We start from the raw sequence: 20107 nt of genomic DNA, 5'->3' as shown, positions 1-20107 counted from the left end.
TTTAATTCTCCAAGTTTTGGCAATCGCTATTATTAACGCTTAATTCTCGCTGTGCTCGAGCAATAATCATAGTGCGCAAAGTTTCTGGAGAAACAGCTTTAATATGACGAGCGTGAGCAATGCAAAATGCAACAAACCAAGAGTCGGAAGAAACCGTTAAATGAACCTTAACGCCAGTTCCACAAGGCTCGATTGTAGCTCCAGAAAGACTCTTTAAGAAGTTCAAATCTGGCTCATCTGTAATAAAGCATGTTTGAGTACCATTGTCAAAACTCCATTTTCTAAGTTCGCTAACTGGAACATCTGGAATTTCTACAGGGCAAATAGGCTTAATAACTTCTGCACGCTCAATTCTTGCAACGCGCAAAACCTGCCAAATTCTCGGCAAACCGTTCGCTTTATTAATCGAAGTGTCTTTTGCAACAAAACTACGCTTATCTTGTGGAGTTTGATCTTCAACATCTGTCCAAACAGCAACGTAGTAAACGCCTTCATCAACAAAAATCTTAGAAGGAGCAACAATCTTTCTGCGTGTTCTACCAGCGCCATCTGTGTACTCCATGTCGATTAATGCATTAGCACTAATAGCGCTGCGAACAACAGAACAATTTCTAGGCTCTACCTCGTAACCAGTAAGGCTAAGCCAAGGAGTCTCCCCTGGGCTAACATGCCTACGCAAACGCATGTAAAGCGCTTTGGCTTGATCTCTTTGTTCAGCAGGCAAAAGAGGAGAATGCGCAAGGTAGTTGATAGAGGCCGTAAGCATACTCATATATTGTTGAGAAACTCCAGCTAAACGCTCAAGACCAAGCGAATTAGTTGCGGAAACAATACCTTCGGCTTCTAAAAGAGACCAATCAATATCGAAGAATTGGCTACCTGCCATCTCGCCATCGTCGGAAACAGTAGTAAGCGTATTAATGTCTTTATGCAAAATCGCAACAAATCTACGAAGCTCATCATCATTCTTAGGTTTGCCAATAAATCTTACAGCAAGCTCATTTAGTGGGAATTCTTCTCCAAGATGAGCAGAAAGGAAGAGCATTAGTCGAAGTCTGCGATCTACTTCGCTTCCAGTTTGGAAAGACGTCTTTTTTTGACGAGACTTGTCTGGCTCGTTTTCCGAAAGGGCTTGATTATCTTCCGCATTAGAACGTGCAGAATCAACGCTTTGATCAGCGTAATTCTCGTCGCATTCAACGAATTGCGTAGCAGCATTAAGTCTTCTATGGAAAGCGTCCACAGCTTCTTGAGGACTTACAACGCAAGAACCTGGGTGCTCAAGAACAAACATTGCTAAATCGTCGGAATCAGTGTATGCAACGTTCAAATGTTCACCATCAACGTCAACAGTTGCTGCAAATCTTCTAGAATCAATAACCTTAACCAATGCGTCTGGAATTGTTTGAGTTCCAAGACCAGGGGCAATCGAATCTAAGCCCAAACCAGGAATAGGTGTTTGAGGAACTCTAGGAGCAGTACGAGATGCAGAAGAATGTTGCTGATCTACTTTGCGCGATTCAGAAGAAGAAATCGACATAGAACGAGCTAAATAATTAGCAGCCGCAAGAACAGGAAGCTCTTCTTGTTCAAAACGAATACGCACGCGTGGTTCGTCACCAAGTTGCAACCTGTATGATGCAAAATCTTGGCCTTCTGACTTTGAAGAATATTCAGGCTGACGAGATTCAATCGCAATACCCATAGCTGCAAGCTTTGCACGATCTCTTTGGAATTGCTTTGCAAACGCAGCCTTTGCAGCTTGGTCGGCAAGCTCTCCATAAGAATCGGCATAAGCCTTAACTCGTTGCGCAATCTGACGCGAAGTCAGCCATTGTGGAAATGCGGAAGACAACACAGCTAGCACATCAAGCTCGTGTTTACCCCACTTATCGGAAAAACGACGTCTTCCGTTACTTCCTTCTGCCATTTGTCCTCACGTATCGTTTCTTTTGTAGTTTCATCTTGTGTTAAAAACATGCGAAAAATGCTAAATTCTCAACACACACCTTAACTATTTTAATGGTGTTTTGCCATACGTGTGGACATTTTCAAAAAAAGTCATCAATTTTCTTAAAAAGCCATTAATCAACACTATAAAAACGTTGGAATAAGGCCATTTTCCACACGACACGCCCGAATGAATTTATTTTGTGATTACACCCACTCATCTGGTTCAATGCCCTGAGGCCCCACAAATTCGCCATTTGGAACGTAGCTTGGCTCCCCCGCATCTTCTAAAACAGCATCCGCAAACATAGAAACTTGACTTCCAAAAGTCCAATCGCCTCGTATTGTAACGGATTTTGCAGCCGCCAAAGCTGGAACAGAATACGGGAATCTTTCGTTAAAATCATCAATAGTCTTGTAGAATCGTGGATCTAAATCCACATTTGGAAATATGTAATTGCCATCTTCCATCTCGTAAGAATCTGTAAGATGGAAGCGGTCAGAACGCATTATAAACAAATCGTTAGTTGTCTTTACAGGCAAAAATCGCATTCTATCAACCTCAACGCAAATTGCATCATCAAAAAGAGAAACAGCAGAGCCCATAGCAGTTTCAAGCTGAATCACTTTTTCGCTTGAATCATCAGTTGGGTCAACAGTCTTGTGATTGCAAATAACTGGAAGAGGGAGAACACCTTTATATTTTTTAAGAATCTTTTGCAAAGCATCAACACGAATCCAAATATTGTTAGTATTAAAATAAGGATGTTTATTAATACTTTGCGCACTTCTTCTATCTTCTGCAGCAACTTGAGTCATTTCACGAAGCATCATTCTGCCAGTTTCAAGACTTCTAACAATATGACCACCTTTACGGTCTGCTTGAGTACGCTTAGCAACCTCAATCATGATTGATGCACCAGTATTTTCAAAATGCTGAGCAAGAGTCCTAGACGGTCTCGCACCTAAATTGTCGGAGTTAGAAATGAACAAGTACTTAATGCCATTTTTCTTTAGAATATCCAACAATCCAGATTCCCAAATAGTTGAAAAAATGTCACCGTGACCCGGAGGACACCATTCTAAACTACTATCTTTAGAACAAGAAACAGGCTCACCCGTTTCCTCTAAAAGCTTTGGCTCTTGATGCTGAATAATTTCAACAGGAATATTTTCTTGAGAAAACTTTTTTGTACGCTTTAATACTTGCAAAGTATCTTTAGACGTGCGGAAAGAGTTCATAAAAATCAAAGGCAAATCAACGCCTAAACGTTGACGCGCTGTAAGAACTTGACCAATTATAATGTCAATAAATCTCATTTGACGAGCTTTATGCCTTCTAACTGGCAATAAAGACTTTGCGCAAGACAAGCCCATTGATGTTCCAAGACCACCATTTAGCTTAATAAATGCCGTTTTTGAGAATGCGTTAACAGCTTTATTATGATCAATTGTTTCATAAATCTCATGAAAATTTGGTACAGTCTTAATAGGCTCTACTGCGTTTTCGCGAATAAATCCGCCAGTTTTATCTTCATTCCACACTTTATAAAGACGTTCAAATTGGCTAATAGCAACTTCGCTCATACCGTGTTCGCGCATCTTTGCAGCGGACAATTCAAAAGTGTTGTCCATTTAACGCAGCCTCCCTGTATGCATTTTGATTAATAGTTTATCTGCTCAAACAATATGTTGCAAACAAAAATGGACTCACGCGTTAAACACGCAAGTCCATTTTTACATTTCAAATAGTTTTCAGTAAAAGAAAATTATTTGAAACTTGGCAAAAACTATTCAGCAGAGCCTTTGCCAACCTCAACACGAGCGAAAGCTAAAGCAGAGCCGCCAACTTCCTTGAACAAGTCGCCAATAGTCTTGGAAGGATCCTTAACATAAGCTTGCTCAAGAAGAACAGTTTCCTTGAAGAAGGCGTTCAAACGGCCTTCAACAATCTTTGGAACGATCTTTTCTGGCTTTCCTTCTGCCAAGGACTTTTCGGTAGCAACGCGACGCTCGGACTCCAACACATCTGCTGGAACGTCTTCGCGGCGGAGCCACTGAGCACCCATAGCGGAAATTTGCAAAGCAGCTTCGTGAGCAACCTTAGCGCCTGCTTCGTCGGTAGCAATCATAGAAACAATGCTTGGAGGTAATTCAACGGACTTCTTGTGAGCATAAACCTCAACGTGAGGACCGTTAACCTTGGCAATCTGGCCAACCTTAACGTGCTCGCCAAACAATGCTGCTGCTTCTTCAACTTCTTCCTTAACAGTAGCATCTCCAGCCTTAGCGGCAAGAAGCTCTTCTGCATTAGAAGCATTGGCTTCAATAGCATTGTTCAACACAGTTTCGGAGAATTCAACAAACTTTGGTGTCTTAGCAACAAAGTCAGTTTCGGAATTCAACTCAACTGCATAACCAGTTTCGCCTTCTGCAGTCTTAACAACCTTAGAAGCAACGGTTCCTTCTTGAGCCTTGCGACCTTCACGCTTGCCAGCGGCCTGAATGCCCTTAGCGCGGATGATTTCCTTAGCGCGAGCTACATCGCCTTCGGCTTCAGTAAGAGCCTTCTTAACGTCCATCATGCCTGCGCCAGTTTCTTCGCGCACCTGCTTAATCAACGCTGCAGTAATTGCTGCCATTTTGTTCTCCTCATTAACTGCCAACAGGCTTATTCAGCCTTGGCTTCATTGTCGGACTGTTCAGATTCCTTAGTGAGCAGTTCCTTTTCCCATGCTGCCATTGGCTGAGCATTGGCATCTTCAGCCTTTGCACCCTTGCCAGCGTGATCAAGCAAACCTTCTGCAACAGCATCGGCCATCAAGCTTGTAAGAAGCTCTACACCACGAATTGCATCGTCGTTTGCTGGAATTGGATACTCAACGGATTCTGGATCGGTGTTGGTGTCAACGATTGCCACAACTGGAATACCGAGCTTGTGTGCTTCTTCAACAGCCAAAGCTTCCTTGTTAACGTCTACAACAAACATTGCAGAAGGAGTACGGTTCATATTGCGAATACCGCCGAGCTGCTTGGAAAGCTTATCCTTTTCGCGCTCAAGAAGCAAAAGTTCCTTCTTGGTTAAACCAGATCCACGAACGTCGGTAAAGTCCATTTCCTCGAGTTCCTTCAAACGCTTTACGCGAGTAGAAACAGTTTGGAAGTTAGTCAACATACCGCCGAGCCAGCGCTCACTTACGTAAGGCATGTTTACGCGAGTAGCCTGATTTTGCACAGCTTCTTGAGCCTGCTTTTTAGTACCCACAAACAAAACAGTGCCATTGTGAGCAACAGTCTGCTTAATAAAGTCATAAGCCTTGTCGATCATGTCGAGCGACTTGAACAAATTGATGATATGAATACCATTGCGCTGAGTAAGAATGAACTGCTTCATCTTTGGATTCCAGCGACGAGTTTGGTGACCGAAGTGCAAACCAGCCTTCAGCATTTCGCTCATGGTAATCTGTGCCATATCTATATACCTTTCTTGTCGGTTCTTGCCTGGCCATGTCTGTTCGCATGCAACTTGGCTAGCATATAACTAAATCCAAGCCGACCGACACGAACGGACGCGTACATGGCGCGTATATGCGCATTCTGATAGACAATAAAAAACGAGCAATCGTATAACGCGACAACACTCATGCTCAAAGCGAACACGCAAATCCAAATTATAACAGAAGCTTTATACTAACTTTATAATCAATCTCTATAAAAAATCGCGATAATTTATTAAATTAGCTACTTAGAAGAGCTATTGCGCAATTGGCGTAAAGCTTGCTTTCTAACATCTTTTTCTAAACGGTCAATATACACATGACCATCAAGATGGTCACATTCATGTTGAATCATGCGGGCCATTAAGCCTTTACCTTCTAAAACAACAGTTTTACCGTCTAAATCTATTCCTCTTGCTCTAGCATAATCAGCTCTGCGGGTCTTGTACCACAATCCTGGAACCGATAAGCAGCCCTCATCTCCGTATTGTTCACCATTAAGCTCTTCTATAACAGGATTTAAAATATAGCCTATTGTTCCATCAATGTTATAAGAAAATGCTCTAAGATTAACACCAATTTGGTTTGCGCTAAGACCTGCACGACCTGGGTCGTTTACAGTTTCTAATAAATCTTCTACAAGACTTCTAACAGATGGTGTAATCTCGCGAATTTCATCACAAGGCGTTCTAAGAACAGGGTCTGGAACAACGCGGATTTGTCTAATAGTCACGGCACTCCTTAAAACAAAAGGCTAATTAAAATCGCAATCCATAATTATACAAGCTTTATCGTAATACCAGCTGTAAATCTATATTTGCAATTGTTAATTAGCCTATTAGTATCTTATTTTATAATCTTATTCACTAACGGTTTGGTTTACTCCATCTTCATTATTTGAATAAGATTCCTTAGAATCGGATTGCAAAGGTAAATCTTCTCCAAAACGCTTCAAATGCGTTGCAGCTTGATCAATAGCTTGCTTAACTTTAGGAGTAACAACCTCCTGAGCTTGCTTAACAGTTTCTTGAGCCTGCTTAACAGTTTCGGTTGTTTTATCTAAAATCTTAACCGTTGCAGGAAGTGGCCTACTATTAGGTTTTGGAGCATAAAGCTGCGTTTCAATAATATCGCTATATTTCTTCAAAACCTTTGGACGCACAACCTTCATGCTTGGCGTTAACGTACCAGCATCTTGAGAGAATTCTTCGTCCAAAATAACAAATTTACGAATAGACTCCGCTCTAGAAACTGTGCTATTAGCTTGATCAATAAATTGCTGAACAACAGATCGGATTGCATCATTTTGTGCAATATCTTTCATTGGAATAGTCTCATCCATTCCTTGATTATTAAGCCAAGAACGAACCATATCTGGCTCAAGCTCAATAAGAGCAGAAACAAATGGCTTTCCATCTCCAACAACCACTGCATGCGAAACAATAGGACACTTTGCAATAATGGTTTCAAGAGGAGCAGGACTTATGTTCTTTCCACCAGCAGTGATAATAATGTCTTTTTTTCTGCCAGTAATTGTTAAGAAGCCCTCATCATCAATCTCGCCTAAATCGCCAGAATGAAGCCATCCATCTTGGTCAATAACTCCTGCAGTAAGCTCTGGCTTTCCGTAATATCCAACAAAAACATTAGGACCTTTTACAAGAACTTCGCCATCATTTGCAATGCGAATTGTGATTCCAGGACCAGGCTTTCCAACAGAACCAACTTGATTAGCATGCTCAAAGTTAACAACACATGGAGCAGCTGTTTCCGTCATTCCATAACCTTGAATAAAAGTTATTCCATCTAATCCATTAAAGAAGTGAGCAAGCTCTGCATTTATTGGAGCACCACCACAAGCTAGCCACGCTAAATTAGGACCAAGTGCAGATCTTATAGAAGAACCAACAGTCTTCATATAAAAATCGTGCTGCAATTTTGCATAAATAGAATGCAATTTTCCTTCGACTTCGTCTTTAGACCACTCAACAAAATGCTGAACAGCCTTAGCAAAGATTCTACCGCGGATTCCAGCTCCAGCTTTTTGAGATGCTGCGTTATAAACTTTTTCAAACACTCGAGGAACGCCAAGCAAATACGTAGGCTTAAAACTACGCAAATCTGCCAACAAATGTTTAGCGTTTGGAACATATCCAATAACGCCATTCGCTCCAACTGCAACATATTGAATATACCTTGCAAAGCAATGTGCAAGAGGAAGGAATAGAAGTATTCTACTTGGCTTATACAACATGTCGTTTAGAACATCGTATGCTGCGTAAACAATGTGCGTAAAGTTTCTATTAGTAAGCATTGCTCCCTTTGGCTTGCCAGTAGAGCCAGAAGTGTAAACAATAGTTGCTAAATCATCTGCTTTTATTTGATTAATAGCATTATTTAGCTCATCGTCGCTTATTGATTTTCCAAAATCAATAACAGCATCAATACCATTGGCCTTAAAGTTAAAAACCGTTTTTAATGAAATTCGCTTATTGTCTTGACGAACTCTTTCCAAGCATTGCGCATGCTCGTCGTCTCCTGCAAAAGCGATAACAGGCTTTACTTCCGAAATAATATCTGCAGCTTGAAGAGCGGAGTCAGTTTCGTAAATAGGTATGCTAACAGCACCAATACAAGCGCACGCAAAGTCCACAACACCCCATTCATAACAAGTTGGAGAGTAAATAACGATTTTGTCTCCTTGCTTAACGCCAAGAGCGATTAAGCCTCTTGCAGTAGAACGAACTTTGGATAGCATCTGTGATGCGCTAACATCGTGCCATTGACGAGTATTGTCATCTTGCCATTGTGCAATCACACCTTGCGGGTCTCGCATTGCCCTATTGGCAAGCAATGAATAAATTGTGTCACCATCGTTAGTTGGGTGAATGTCTTCTACAGAAAATTCTCGCAGCATATTCTTAATTGTACGGTATAAGCATGCCAACACAAAACTATGAAGATACAAAAATATGCACAGAAAATTAGCGTTTTTTACAAAATAACAATTTAACAAATAACGATTTAGAAAACCCCTTGAGTAAAACAGCAAATGCAAATTATATTCTAGGGGCGTTACGCAAATAAGCTACATAATCCAACATGTTTATGCATGTACATACTTAATTAAATCAATAACTACTTAAAATTCATATTATGCAAACTACGATTAGGTAAAACCTAACCTATATCTGCTAACGTGCAAACCCATTTTCCCATTATGAATCTAAGTGTTAAAGATGTCCAATATTCTGTATCTCCAATATGAAGCAAAACGACTGCCTCTAATTGTGATGGAGAAACCAGTATTCCGTTTATCATCTTCGGTATTGTTGGATTACTTCTTAGCTTAGAAACTTCTGCCTCATTATGCTTATCTTTGTAGCATTCATTAATCAAGTACCACATATTCTCGAGTTTGTATATACACTCTTTTGTTAATGCTCTTTTCATCTCTGGCGATATTGGCCTGCCGTGAGAAATATCACCTACTATGCACGCTACTTTGCATATTTGCATTGCAAGATATAGGTACATCTTTTTACCATGCGTATTATTGAAACACGATGATACGTGATAACTTGCCATTGAGCGAGAAGACCCAACTGGTATTAAACCTTCATAAACTGGAAAAGGTCTTCTATTTTTAGTCTGGAACCGCGACGGATCTACTTGATCTGGGAAGTTACTATTAATAACCTCCCAAAATGTCTCATTATCATCGTCGTTTGCGTATAACAGAGTGTTAGAAAAATTTCTCATTCTCTCCTTCTTTCCTAAAATTTTGTCAAGTCATTTATTTTTTAATTCCTTATTTGTTAATTTTGTTTTCACATTATTTTCTAATGTTTAAGTAAAGCATACAGCTTATTGCAAAAAATAAAAGAGTTAATTTAATATGTGGATAAAACATTCATAACGCTTGAATTTTCACCGAAAAATCAAGGATTATCTAACAAAAGTTATACACATTGAATAAAAAGAATTGCTTTATAGTCCAAAGCTAAGCTGACTAATTCTATTTTCAGAATATTCATCAGCTTAGCTTTACGCACTTTTTTCCTATAACCCTTTTGGCTGCCTATAACCCAAAGCTGGCATACGTGCTGAGACATGTAATAGAAAATAAAAAAATCTCAGCAGATATGAGGAAAGTCTGCTGAGAAATCAAATGGAGCGGACAGCGGGACTCGAACCCGCGGTCTCAACCTTGGCAAGGTTGCGCTTTACCAACTAAGCTATATCCGCAAACAAGATGCCATAGTAGCCTGATTTATTGTTTAATGCAAGTTATAATCAAAAATAAAAAATGTATAGTGATTTTCTGCTGTATTCAAGCGATTTTACGGAGTGTTGAGCAGAAGAAAAAGATAAGAAAACGATAAGAAAAATATTGAATACGATAATTATTATCATTAAGCCATAAATTTTTATAAAACTTTTTCTTAAAATGTGATTTTTATCATGAAAAATCGTAAAAATAATGTAGAATAAAAATAGCTTTTACCAAACAGGTAAAAGAAAACTGAAAAAGCAATGTTTTTCAACGATGAAGCATAGAACAAGGAGGTTTCTATGAAGGCTATTGTTGCAACCAAAGATAAGAAGGCTCAGGTTGTAGAGAAGGAACTTCGTCCATTGGAATTTGGTGAAGCCTTACTCGATATGGAGTGCTGCGGCGTATGTCACACCGATCTTCACGTTAAGAACCAAGATTTTGGCGATAAAACTGGTGTTGTTCTTGGCCACGAAGGTATTGGTATTGTTAAGGAAGTTGGCCCTGGTGTTACAACATTAAAGCCAGGCGACCGTGCATCTGTAGCGTGGTTCTTTAAGGGTTGCGGTCATTGCGAATATTGCACCACTGGCCGAGAAACACTTTGCCGTAGCGTTTTGAACGCAGGATACACTGCAGACGGTGGCATGTCGCAAGAGTGCATTGTTGCAGCTGACTACGCTGTAAAAGTCCCAGAAGGCTTGGATCCAGCTCCTGCAAGCTCCATCACTTGCGCTGGCGTTACAACCTACAAGGCTATTAAGGAGTCGGGCGTACACCCAGGCGAATGGCTTATTCTCTTTGGCCTTGGCGGTCTTGGTAATCTTGCGTTGCAATATGCAAAGAACGTATTTGGCGCACACGTAATCGCAGTAGATGTTAACGATGCTCAGCTTGAATTTGCTAAGGAATATGGCGCAGATTTGTGCGTAAACCCACTTAAGGAAAATGTTCCTGAATTTGCTATGAAGAAGGTAGGCGGCGCTCATGGCGCTGTTGTAACCGCTGTAAGCAAGGCTGCTTTTAACAGCGCAGTTGACTCTGTACGAGCAGGCGGCACCGTTGCAGCTGTTGGTCTTCCACCAGAAGATATGGAACTCAGCATCCCTCGCCTTGTTCTCGACGGAATCCGCTTGGTTGGATCCCTTGTTGGAACTCGTAAAGATTTGGAAGAAGCGTTCCAGTTTGGTGCTGAAGGCAAGGTTGTTCCAAAATGCCATATGCGCAAGATGGAAGACATTAACGACATCTTCGACGAGATGCTCAGCGGTAAGATTCGCGGTCGAATGGTAATCGACCTCTCCCACTGAAAAAAGAGATAAAATAAAAAACTAGAAGCCACTTAGTAAACGCTAGGTGGCTTCTAGTTTATGTTTTAAGACTTAATGTTTTGTAGCTATTTTAACGGAGGCATTGGCTTCCAATTAGGATCATGCAAAATTTTTCTGCTTGCAATCCAACCAGTAAAAAGCTTTTTAACGCCACTTAAAATATGCTCACGATCTACAGCAACAAGCCTAATAAGCTCTTTTGCAGCAGTTAATGCTGTTCCAAGAGCAAACATAAATGGTCTAAAATCACCGTGGATCATAAAGTAGCGCGCCATAAAGCCACGATTTCTCATAATATGGTAACGATTCATGTCGGAAGTGGAATTTAGTTGGCGAACACCAGCAATATCCCAATTAGGAATATTACGAGTTCTGCGAAGAATAATGTCATTTACAACAATCGGATTGGTAACCTTGCTAGCAAGATAGCCATAAGTAGTGTCATCCCAATAAATAAAATAGCGCGAATCTGGAAGTCCGATTTTCTCTACAATATTGCGCTTAAACAATCCACCTTCAAAGCACATTGTGTTCATAACACGGTAGCCAGATGGCCCAAATGCTGCTGGCGCGATTGGATTAGGGATTCCAAGAGAAACAATAAAGTTATATTGCCAATAAAAATCGCCACCGTCGTAGTCCAAACGGCTTCCTTGAATAACATCGTGGCTTTTAGTCCACTTGCAAAGACGCTCAATAGATTCTGGAACAGTTTCAACATCATCGTCCATAACCCAAAACCATTGTGCGCCAAGCTCATACGCTTTTTTAACGCCAGCACTAAAACCGCCAGCTCCCCCAAGATTGCTACTTTGTGGCGCGTAAACAACTCGGTTTGAATCGCCAGAATCGTCCGCGCTAGAAGCGCCCCATCTGCGCGAAAGAATATCGCCTAAATCATCCACCATTTTGCGCGTTTTTTCGCTACTTTCGTTGTCTACAATAATAATTCGCCAAGGGCATTGATTCAGGCACTCAAAAGATTTAAAAAGATTTGCAAGAAGCTCCTGGCGCTTATAAGTAACAACAATAATCGCAAGCTTATCTATAGAATTAACAGAAGTATTCGTAATTTCACTCATGCTTTTAATCTTACACTTAGCATTGCCATCAAAAAAACGTTACAAGTCAAAAGTTACCCAAACGTGCTAAATGTTCTTAGCACTTAGCAATAAATGTTCTTAGCATAAGATAAAAATAAAGTGTAGTTTCAGGGAAGGTGAAAATCCTTACTGGCGGTAACGAGGTAATTCTTGAATTAGTGAATTGTCTCGAAGCCCGCGAGCGGCACCACTGCTGCTGATTCGGTTAAAATCCGAAGCCAACGGTTAAAGTCCGGATGAAAGAAACGGAGGCTCTAATGAGCATTTCACGCGAAAATAATCATAAAGCAAGCAATCACACAGCAAATAATCACGCAACTTACTCTGGCACAAACTATTGGTCAAGCGAAAAAATTGCTAAATACGCGCTATTCGTTGCGCTCTCTATTGCTGTAAGCTTTATAGAATTTCCACTTATTCCAGACGTAAACTACCTTAAATACGATCCTTCGGGAATTGTGTGTTTAATTGCAGGATTTGCCTACGGGCCATTCGCTGCTGTAATCGTAAGCGTACTAGGATTTGCTCCGCACTTCTTCACTAATCCGTTTGGCGCAATAATGGCAATATTGGTTTCAATGGGCGCTTCTGTTAGCGCTGCAATCGTCTACAAAAAAATTAGAACCAAAGAAGGCGCTATTATTTCGCTTGTGGTTGGCTCTGTAGTTGCGATTGCTCTTGCAATAGTCGGAAATCTTATTATTACGCCGCTTTATGCTCATATTAGCGTTGAGCAAGTTGCTGCTCTTATAGTTCCAGCTCTGCTACCGTTTAATGTGATTAAGCTTGCGATTCATTGCGTAGTAACTATGCTTGTTTATAAGCCTGTTTCAAAACTTCTTAACTACAACAAATAGTAAACAAATAGCATTAGCCAAAATAGCATTAGTCAATTAAGTAAAAAGCAAGCTAATTATGCAAAGCAATAAAGTTATTCAATATAAAACAAGTTGCAAAGACGAAAAAAGCAATATGGATTATTGTGCTAAAAAAGATAATGCTGTTTCTTTGCAAAAAGTTCGCTTTAGCTATGATGGCGGAAAAACTTGGATTCTAGACGGAATAGATCTTGAAATTGCATATGGTCAAAGAATCGCAATAATCGGCAAAAATGGTAGTGGAAAGTCCACGCTAGCTAAAATTATTGCAGGACTTTCTTCCCCAGATTCTGGAATTGTTACGCTATGCGGAATAAAAGTTTTTGAAGCAAACAATGTTGATTCAAAAGCGTACCAAAAAGCACGAGAATCTATTGGAGCATTGTTTCAAAGCCCAGAAGACCAAATCGTTACAACAGTTGTAGAAGACGATGTTGCTTTTGGGCTTGAAAACTTGTGCGCTTCTAAAGAATTTATGAAGCAAAATATAAGCAAAGCTTTACGCGCTGTAAACATGGAAAATCACCGTTTTAGCGACCCAAGCAATATGAGTGGAGGTCAGCAGCAGCGCGTTGCTATTGCGTCGTCGATTGCTACAAAATCAAAACTTCTTGTATTAGATGAGCCTACAAGCATGCTTGATTCTTGCGCAAAAGCAGACGTAAATAAGCTTTTTGACAAATTACAAACGCGCGGCACAACAATCGTTCAAGTAACACATAAGATTAGCGAATGCAAAAATGCGGATCGAATATTAATGCTAGAAAATGGAAAATTGCGTGATGTAAGTTTATTGGAATTAGAAGAATTCTACGCGGAAAAATCGCCAGCTGTTATTGGATCAAAAAGCATGACGGAAAATGTAGAAAAATCAAATGCAGAAAATTCGAATGCAGAAAGCAAAAATAAATGTGATTCAAATAAAGCAAGTAAGAATGCAGCAATTGAAATATCTAATTTAAGTGTGAGCTATGCAAATAGTCAAAATCCAATAATAAGAGACTATTCTCTAAGCGTAAAAGCAGGCGAAATCGTTGCAATAATGGGAAAAAACGGGTGTGGAAAATCCACGCTCGCAAAAGCAATATGCGCACTTATTAAATACGATTCTGGATCTATTTGCGTAAACGGAATAAAAATTAGCGAGAAAACAAGCAAATCACAAATGCGAGGAATTCGCAAAAACATTGGTTACGTTATGCAATTGCCAGAACAGCAACTTTTTGCGCAAACTGTTTTTGAAGACGTAGCATACGGTCCAAAAAACTTTGGATTAGAGGGATGCGAATTGCGTTCCATAGTATTGAACGCACTAAAATCATTGCATATTGAACATTTAGCGCAAAAATCCCCATTCGAGCTTTCTGGAGGCCAGCAACGATTAGCAGCAATCGCGGGAATTTTGGCTTGCAATCCAAAAATCTTGGTTTTAGACGAGCCTACAGCAGGATTAGATTTTGAGTATGCAAAAATCGTGCTAAAAATTTTAAGCGATTTACACAATAAAGGCGTAACAATTATTGTTATTACGCACGATTTTAGTGAAGCAAAAGCACTTGGAGCGCGCATAGTTACGTTAGATTCGCGCAAAAAGAAGGAAATTCAAGAACACGCACAAGACGAAAAGCTTGAAAATGCTAGCGAGAATGGTAGCGAAAACAAAAATAAGTCATTGCTAAGCTTATTCAATACGCGAATAATACTAATATCATGCTTAATTCTTATGTTTAGCGCGTTTAGCATTACAAACTTCTATCAACTAGGAATTCTTGCACTGTCAACGCTTGCTCTAATATTTCTCGCTAGAATATCGCCTATAAAATTATTCTTGTCATTGCACATGTTTATTGCAATATTCGTATTTTCTGGATTGTTTAATCTTCTAGTTGTGCATTCTGGAAGAGGACTTTTTAGAATCGGACCGATATTAATAACAGACGATGGAATAAAGTTTGCAATACTTTTCGCTTCAAGATTTTCGCTTGTTATACTAATCGGGTCAATAATTGTACTAACCATAAGCCAAACGCGATTGACTGAAGCATGCGCGTCTATTATTTCGCCTCTTAAAAGCGTAGGATTGCCAAGTCAAGAAATTGCTCTTATTATGAGCCTTGCTTTACGATTTTTGCCAACTCTTGCAAAAGAAGCAGAATCTGTTGCTTTAGCTCAAATTGCAAGAGGCGGAAACATAAAAGACGGGTCTATAAAAAAGCGATTGCAAGCAATAACATCTCTTATAGTTCCAGGATTTGCAAGCGTGATTCGGCACGCAAACACACTGGGACTTGCGCTAGATTCCAGATGCTACGTTCCTGGAGCTAAACGCACACACTTACATACAGAGAAAATTCACATAAAAGACTTTGCGCTTTTAATAATTACATTAGGCATTGTGTGCGGAATAATTTTTGCTGGAATATTTATATAACTGATAATTGGAATATTTGTATATTGAACTCATTGAACGTGTTGAACGCGGATTCTTACGGTTAATGTATAATCCGATAAGCATTGAAAATTTAAGCGTTACAAGTAGATAATCAATAGTCGATAGTTGGTTGTTGATAATTGCGTTTAACAATATAGCGTTTTGACGTTTTAATGTTTTGAAAATTGGCGTTTTAACGTTTTATGCATGTTGAACGCGATTTGGAAGGAAAATAATGGCATTAACTAAAAAGCAAATTAAGCAATTGCGCGCGCTCGCTAACACTTTAAGCCCATTGCTTTACGTTGGAAAAAACGATATTAGCGATGCTGCTGTTAAGCAAGCAGACGAAACAATGCAATCTCACGAGCTTATGAAGTGCGCTGTGCAAGATGGCTCTGGCTTAAGTGCTAAAGAAGCTGCGCAGGAACTCGCAGAACATCTTGGTGCAGAAGTCGTTCAAGTAATTGGCAACCGCTTTGTGCTGTTCCGCGTTTCAAATCGCGAAGATATTGACCACATTATGCTTGTTCGTGAATAAAACTCTCTTAAAAAAAAATAGTAATACTGCATTAAAAGGCTTCTTAAAATTCTAAGGAGCCTTTTAATTATCGACTTTATTTATTGTCATCGGGATTGTGGAGAATATTGCGGATTTGAGATAAACGTTGTGAAATCTCGTGCTCGTATCCGCGATTATTTGGGTGATAATATTCGCGGCCAACTAGCTCATCTGGCATATATTGTTGAGATGCAACAGCTCCTGGGTAGTCGTGAGCGTACTTGTAGCCTTCGTGATTTCCCCAACTTTTCATCAAAGCAGTCGGAGCGTTACGCAAATGAAGAGGAACTTGACCAATATTTCCAGCATCAACATCTTGCAAAGCCTTATTAATCGCATTATAGCTTGCGTTTGATTTTGGAGCAGTTGCTACAGCAATCACAGCTTCCGAAAGAATAATCCGCGCTTCTGGCATGCCAATTAAAGCAACCGCTTGAGCTGCAGCAACAGTTACTTGCAAAATTTGCGGAGCCGCCATACCAACTTCTTCGGCAGCAGCAATCATAATTCGCCTTGCAATAAAACGCGGGTCTTCCCCAGCTCTAAGCATTCGCGCTAAATAATGCAAAGAAGCGTCAACATCACTTCCACGCATTGACTTAATAAAAGCAGAAATCACATCGTAGTGGTCGTCTCCATCTTTGTCGTAACGAACTGTAGTAGTATCCATTACGTTAGAAACAATATCGGCAGTAATAACAGGCTTCTTTTTGCCATGCTGCAAAGCAACATCTCCTGTTACTGCTCCTGCAGCCGCCTCTAAAATCGTAAGAGTTTTGCGAGCGTCTCCCCCGCTTAAACGAATAATTGAATCTATTGCATCGTCATCAATCTTAAGCTGATTATTAAGACCATTTTCGCTTGAAATTGCGCGTTCTATAAGCGTGCGCAAATCTTCTACACTAAGAGACTCAAGTTTAACAACTACTGATCTGCTAAGTAGTGGCTTAATAATTGAAAAGCTTGGATTTTCGGTAGTAGCACCGATAAAAGTTACATCGCGATTTTCTACGCTTGGAAGCAAAGCATCTTGCTGTGATTTAGAAAAACGATGAACTTCGTCAATAAACAGGACTGTTTCTTGACTTTTACTAACTAAACGCTCATGCGCGCGATCTAACACCGCTCGAACATCTTTAACTCCAGAAGTTACAGCAGAAAGCTCTTCAAACACGCGACCAGACTGTTGAGCCACAATATAAGCAAGCGTAGTTTTACCAACTCCAGGAGGCCCAAACAACACAACAGAACTTGGAGATGTAAGAGAACCTTTAGATTGCGGATTTGCAAGCCTGCGCAAAGGCGAACCATCTTTTAGCGCATGAGTCTGCCCAAGAACGTCTTCGATAACGCTCGGTCGCATACGCACAGCCAATGGACGTGTTACATCGCTAGGCGCACTACTTGCTGTAAATAAATCCTGAACCATAATCTAAGTATACTCAATCCATAGAACAAACGTTCGACTATATTTTAGATTTTGCATAAAACATAAGTAAAATATAAGCAAAACGCAAATAAAACTTAAGTAAAACAACACTAAACGTGCGACACGCTGTAGTCAAAGAACACAACTTCGCCTGTATCTTGTGTGGAATCCAAATCAACAATTCCAGTAATAGCCCAATTATGGTCTCCGTCCGAATCGTCAATAATCTGCCGAACTTTCCACGAATGCTCATTTTTTTCTAGAGAATCATCCAAAATAAACAAGTCTCCGCCACGAGCTTTGGCATCTATCCCAACATACTCATGTTCGTCGTAATAGTCGTCAAGCACATCATTCCACTCATGAACGCCGTAACCCCAAGCTTTGTCAAGCTCTCCCAAAGCATCCGCATCTTCCAAATCCATAAGTTGCACGCGGCGGAACATTGCATTTCTAATCAACACAATAAGTCCTCTTCGATCCGCAACAACAGACTCAGAAGTTCCAGGCGCAGCCGTAGTTACTGCACTAGCTTCAGCGTCCGACCCTCCAGCACTCTCCCACTCGTCAACCAAACTCGAATCAATAGAGCGCACAACAAGTCGAAGCCACGAAATAATATCGCGCAATTCTTCGTTAAGCATGTCTTCTGGCACAGTTCGAGCAAGCGAACGATAAGCGTCCGAAAGGTAACGAAGAAGCGTTCCTTCACTTCTAGCAATGCCATAGCGCGAAATATAGCCAGTAAAATCAGAGGCGGTTTCAACCATGTCTCGAAGCACAGATTTAGGCTTAATCCAGTAGTCGTTTGCCCACGGAACATCTTTGCGATATTGCGCAAAAGCAGGCTCAAGCAAATCTTCAAGAGGCTTAGGGTAGCTAACTTCCGCTAAGCGTTCCATGCGCTCCTCGTAATCAATGCCATCATCTTTCATGCCAGCCATTGCAGCATCGCGAGCTTTACGCTCTTGCGCGCGAAGAACAGGCTTAGGATCATCTAAAGTTGACTCAACCATAGAAATTACGTCAAGCGCGTAGCTTTGAGATTCTGGGTCAAGAAGTTCCAAAGCTGCGAGCAAGAACGGAGAAAGTGGCTGATCTAAAGCAAAACCCTCTGGCATAGCAACATCAAGATCATAATCGCAAGAACCATCCGAAAACTCTCTGCATTCAATCACTTGAGTATCGAGCAGAGTTTGGAAAATATCGTTGCAACGCTCAAGCAATTTTTCTTTATCTTGCGGCTTTTGTGCACTATCTTCAATAAGTTTTTCAACGCGTGCTTTAGCGTCTCCGCCTTGCGTAACTTCGTTCAAAATCATTGAGTGCGTTACAACCATGTGCGGATTCAAAGTTTCTGGAGCGCTTTCAATAAGCTTAGTAAACGTTGGCTCACCCCAAACTACAAATCCTTCTGGAGCCTTTTTACGTTTAACTTTTTTAAGCTTTTTAGGGTCGTTTCCGGCTTTTGCAACAGCGCGCGCGTTTTCAATCTCGAACTCTGGAGCCTCTGCAACTACTAAGCCCTCTGTATCAAACCCCATTCTGCCTGCACGACCTGCAATTTGATGAAACTCGCGAGCGCGAAGCTTTCGACTACGGTTCCCGTCAAATTTTGTAAGAGCTGTAAGCACAACAGAGTGAATTGGCACGTTAATACCAACGCCAAGAGTGTCTGTGCCACAAATAACGGGCAGCAATCCTTGCTGAGCTAGCTGTTCAACAAGCCTGCGGTAGCGTGGAAGCATGCCAGCATGATGTACGCCAACGCCAGTGCGCAGTAGCCTTTGCAAAATTTTGCCGAAACCTGTAGTAAATTTAGTGCCTTTAATCGCTTGAGCAATTTTGTCTCGCTGCTCTTTGCTAGAAACTCCCGTGCTTGCGAGCGCTTGAGCTGTTTCTAGAGCTGCATCTTGGGAAAAATGAACTACGTAGATTGGCGTTAAACCCTTGTTAAATAAGAGTTCTACAGTTGCAGCAAGTGGCTTATCTATGTACTCGTATTCGAGTGGGATTGGTCTTGGAGCGTTAGCAATAATATCAACACTACGATTTGTTGATTTTTCTAATCGCTGTGCAATGTCTGACACATCTCCAAGAGTTGCGCTCATAAGCAAGAATTGCGTATTTGGAAGCGTAAGAAGAGGCACTTGCCAAGCCCATCCTCGCTCTGGGTCTCCATAGTAGTGGAATTCGTCCATTGCAACGCAATCAACTTTTGCGTTTACGCCTTCTCTTAAGGCTTGATTTGCTAAGATTTCCGCTGTGCAGCAGATTATTGGAGCATCCGCGTTAATATGCGAGTCGCCAGTAATCATGCCTACGTTGTCTCGCCCAAAAATCGCAACTAAATCGAAGAATTTTTCGGATACAAGTGCTTTGATTGGCGCAGTGTAGTAGGAGCGTCTGCCAGTGGCAAGTGCCGCAAAATGCATGCCGAGCGCTACTAGCGATTTTCCAGAGCCTGTTGGAGTATTTAAGATTACGTGGTCTCCTGCAAGCAAATCCATAACAGATTCTTCTTGATGCGGCCACAAATCTACATGCTTGTTAGTTTTAACCCAATCAACAAATGCTTGAAAAATCTCATCTTCGCTAGCATGATGCAAATCAAGAGCTAACTCGCCTAATCCAGCCATATTCCGCTCCT

General features: G+C 40.8%; 14 protein-coding genes, 1 tRNA gene and 1 riboswitch. Of the genes, 4 read left to right on the top strand and 11 right to left on the bottom strand.

All coding sequences use genetic code 11. The features are described 5' to 3' along the window. Position 1: 1 nt before the first annotated feature. The 8 genes from HXT45_RS03765 to HXT45_RS03730 all read right to left on the bottom strand — a co-directional run bounded on the left by HXT45_RS03765 (position 2) and on the right by HXT45_RS03730 (position 9695). Positions 2–1930, bottom strand: coding sequence for a helix-turn-helix transcriptional regulator (locus HXT45_RS03765; RefSeq protein WP_115793940.1), 1929 nt, complete (start codon positions 1928–1930; stop codon positions 2–4). A gap of 227 nt (positions 1931–2157) precedes the next feature. Beyond that, a complete protein-coding gene (locus tag HXT45_RS03760; RefSeq protein WP_004133153.1) occupies positions 2158–3585 on the bottom strand; it encodes a UTP--glucose-1-phosphate uridylyltransferase in 1428 nt (475 codons plus the stop codon). Positions 3586–3740: 155 nt separating this feature from the next. Continuing rightward, positions 3741–4592, bottom strand: a complete 852-nt coding sequence (tsf, locus tag HXT45_RS03755; protein ID WP_004130831.1) for a translation elongation factor Ts — start codon at positions 4590–4592, stop codon at positions 3741–3743. Between the two features lie 29 nt (positions 4593–4621). After that, positions 4622–5422 (bottom strand): 30S ribosomal protein S2, encoded by an 801-nt coding sequence (gene rpsB / locus HXT45_RS03750; protein WP_016792016.1) that lies wholly within the window; start codon positions 5420–5422, stop codon positions 4622–4624. Positions 5423–5691: 269 nt separating this feature from the next. Further along, a complete protein-coding gene (locus HXT45_RS03745; protein WP_016801421.1) occupies positions 5692–6180 on the bottom strand; it encodes a peptide deformylase in 489 nt (162 codons plus the stop codon). A gap of 126 nt (positions 6181–6306) precedes the next feature. Then, positions 6307–8364, bottom strand: coding sequence for an AMP-dependent synthetase/ligase (locus tag HXT45_RS03740; RefSeq protein ID WP_004130827.1), 2058 nt, complete (start codon positions 8362–8364; stop codon positions 6307–6309). Between the two features lie 263 nt (positions 8365–8627). Next, positions 8628–9209: a hypothetical protein gene (locus HXT45_RS03735; RefSeq protein ID WP_116689559.1), complete on the bottom strand. Its 582-nt coding sequence runs from the start codon at positions 9207–9209 to the stop codon at positions 8628–8630. Between the two features lie 410 nt (positions 9210–9619). Next, positions 9620–9695: transfer RNA gene (locus tag HXT45_RS03730), tRNA-Gly, on the bottom strand. A gap of 327 nt (positions 9696–10022) precedes the next feature. On the opposite strand from HXT45_RS03730, the gene adhP reads away from it, so the two are divergent. Further along, positions 10023–11033: an alcohol dehydrogenase AdhP gene (adhP, locus tag HXT45_RS03725; RefSeq protein ID WP_016792006.1), complete on the top strand. Its 1011-nt coding sequence runs from the start codon at positions 10023–10025 to the stop codon at positions 11031–11033. 86 nt (positions 11034–11119) lie between these two features. On the opposite strand, the gene HXT45_RS03720 is transcribed toward adhP, so the two are convergent. Further along, entirely contained in the window at positions 11120–12136 is a 1017-nt protein-coding gene (locus HXT45_RS03720; RefSeq protein ID WP_421781290.1) for a glycosyltransferase, read from the bottom strand. 120 nt (positions 12137–12256) lie between these two features. Further along, a riboswitch (FMN riboswitch) is annotated at positions 12257–12409 on the top strand. Positions 12410–12414: 5 nt separating this feature from the next. Here HXT45_RS03720 and HXT45_RS03715 point away from each other — a divergent pair. The 3 genes from HXT45_RS03715 (at position 12415) to HXT45_RS03705 (ending at position 16007) form a co-directional block, all read left to right on the top strand. Beyond that, positions 12415–13014: an ECF transporter S component gene (locus HXT45_RS03715; protein ID WP_421781289.1), complete on the top strand. Its 600-nt coding sequence runs from the start codon at positions 12415–12417 to the stop codon at positions 13012–13014. Positions 13015–13072: 58 nt separating this feature from the next. Then, positions 13073–15466, top strand: a complete 2394-nt coding sequence (locus HXT45_RS03710; protein ID WP_421781287.1) for an energy-coupling factor transporter ATPase — start codon at positions 13073–13075, stop codon at positions 15464–15466. A 235-nt stretch (positions 15467–15701) separates the two neighbouring features. After that, positions 15702–16007: a YhbY family RNA-binding protein gene (locus HXT45_RS03705; protein ID WP_004117809.1), complete on the top strand. Its 306-nt coding sequence runs from the start codon at positions 15702–15704 to the stop codon at positions 16005–16007. 76 nt (positions 16008–16083) lie between these two features. Here the strand turns inward: HXT45_RS03705 and HXT45_RS03700 are convergent, their stop codons facing one another. Continuing rightward, the gene (locus tag HXT45_RS03700; RefSeq protein WP_018639249.1) at positions 16084–17457 is read right to left on the bottom strand and encodes a replication-associated recombination protein A; all 1374 of its coding nucleotides are present in this window, start codon (positions 17455–17457) and stop codon (positions 16084–16086) included. A gap of 110 nt (positions 17458–17567) precedes the next feature. Next, positions 17568–20096: a DEAD/DEAH box helicase gene (locus HXT45_RS03695; protein ID WP_421781285.1), complete on the bottom strand. Its 2529-nt coding sequence runs from the start codon at positions 20094–20096 to the stop codon at positions 17568–17570. Positions 20097–20107: the final 11 nt, after the last annotated feature.

This window comes from Gardnerella sp. DNF01199S, from assembly GCF_049244155.1.
GTDB lineage: Bacteria > Actinomycetota > Actinomycetes > Actinomycetales > Bifidobacteriaceae > Bifidobacterium > Bifidobacterium piotii.
Note: the sequence above shows the minus strand (reverse complement) of the source record. Positions and strands in the feature narration are given on the sequence as shown.

Excerpts from the sequence above, each read along its gene's own strand:
- HXT45_RS03765 (WP_115793940.1), bottom strand. The coding sequence starts at position 1,930 with ATGGCAGAAGGAAGTAACGGAAGACGTCGTTTTTCCGATAAGTGGGGT.
- HXT45_RS03760 (WP_004133153.1), bottom strand. The coding sequence starts at position 3,585 with ATGGACAACACTTTTGAATTGTCCGCTGCAAAGATGCGCGAACACGGT.
- tsf (WP_004130831.1), bottom strand. The coding sequence starts at position 4,592 with ATGGCAGCAATTACTGCAGCGTTGATTAAGCAGGTGCGCGAAGAAACT.
- rpsB (WP_016792016.1), bottom strand. The coding sequence starts at position 5,422 with ATGGCACAGATTACCATGAGCGAAATGCTGAAGGCTGGTTTGCACTTC.
- HXT45_RS03740 (WP_004130827.1), bottom strand. The coding sequence starts at position 8,364 with ATGCTGCGAGAATTTTCTGTAGAAGACATTCACCCAACTAACGATGGT.
- HXT45_RS03735 (WP_116689559.1), bottom strand. The coding sequence starts at position 9,209 with ATGAGAAATTTTTCTAACACTCTGTTATACGCAAACGACGATGATAAT.
- adhP (WP_016792006.1), top strand. The coding sequence starts at position 10,023 with ATGAAGGCTATTGTTGCAACCAAAGATAAGAAGGCTCAGGTTGTAGAG.
- HXT45_RS03720 (WP_421781290.1), bottom strand. The coding sequence starts at position 12,136 with ATGAGTGAAATTACGAATACTTCTGTTAATTCTATAGATAAGCTTGCG.
- HXT45_RS03715 (WP_421781289.1), top strand. The coding sequence starts at position 12,415 with ATGAGCATTTCACGCGAAAATAATCATAAAGCAAGCAATCACACAGCA.
- HXT45_RS03710 (WP_421781287.1), top strand. The coding sequence starts at position 13,073 with ATGCAAAGCAATAAAGTTATTCAATATAAAACAAGTTGCAAAGACGAA.
- HXT45_RS03705 (WP_004117809.1), top strand. The coding sequence starts at position 15,702 with ATGGCATTAACTAAAAAGCAAATTAAGCAATTGCGCGCGCTCGCTAAC.
- HXT45_RS03700 (WP_018639249.1), bottom strand. The coding sequence starts at position 17,457 with ATGGTTCAGGATTTATTTACAGCAAGTAGTGCGCCTAGCGATGTAACA.
- HXT45_RS03695 (WP_421781285.1), bottom strand. The coding sequence starts at position 20,096 with ATGGCTGGATTAGGCGAGTTAGCTCTTGATTTGCATCATGCTAGCGAA.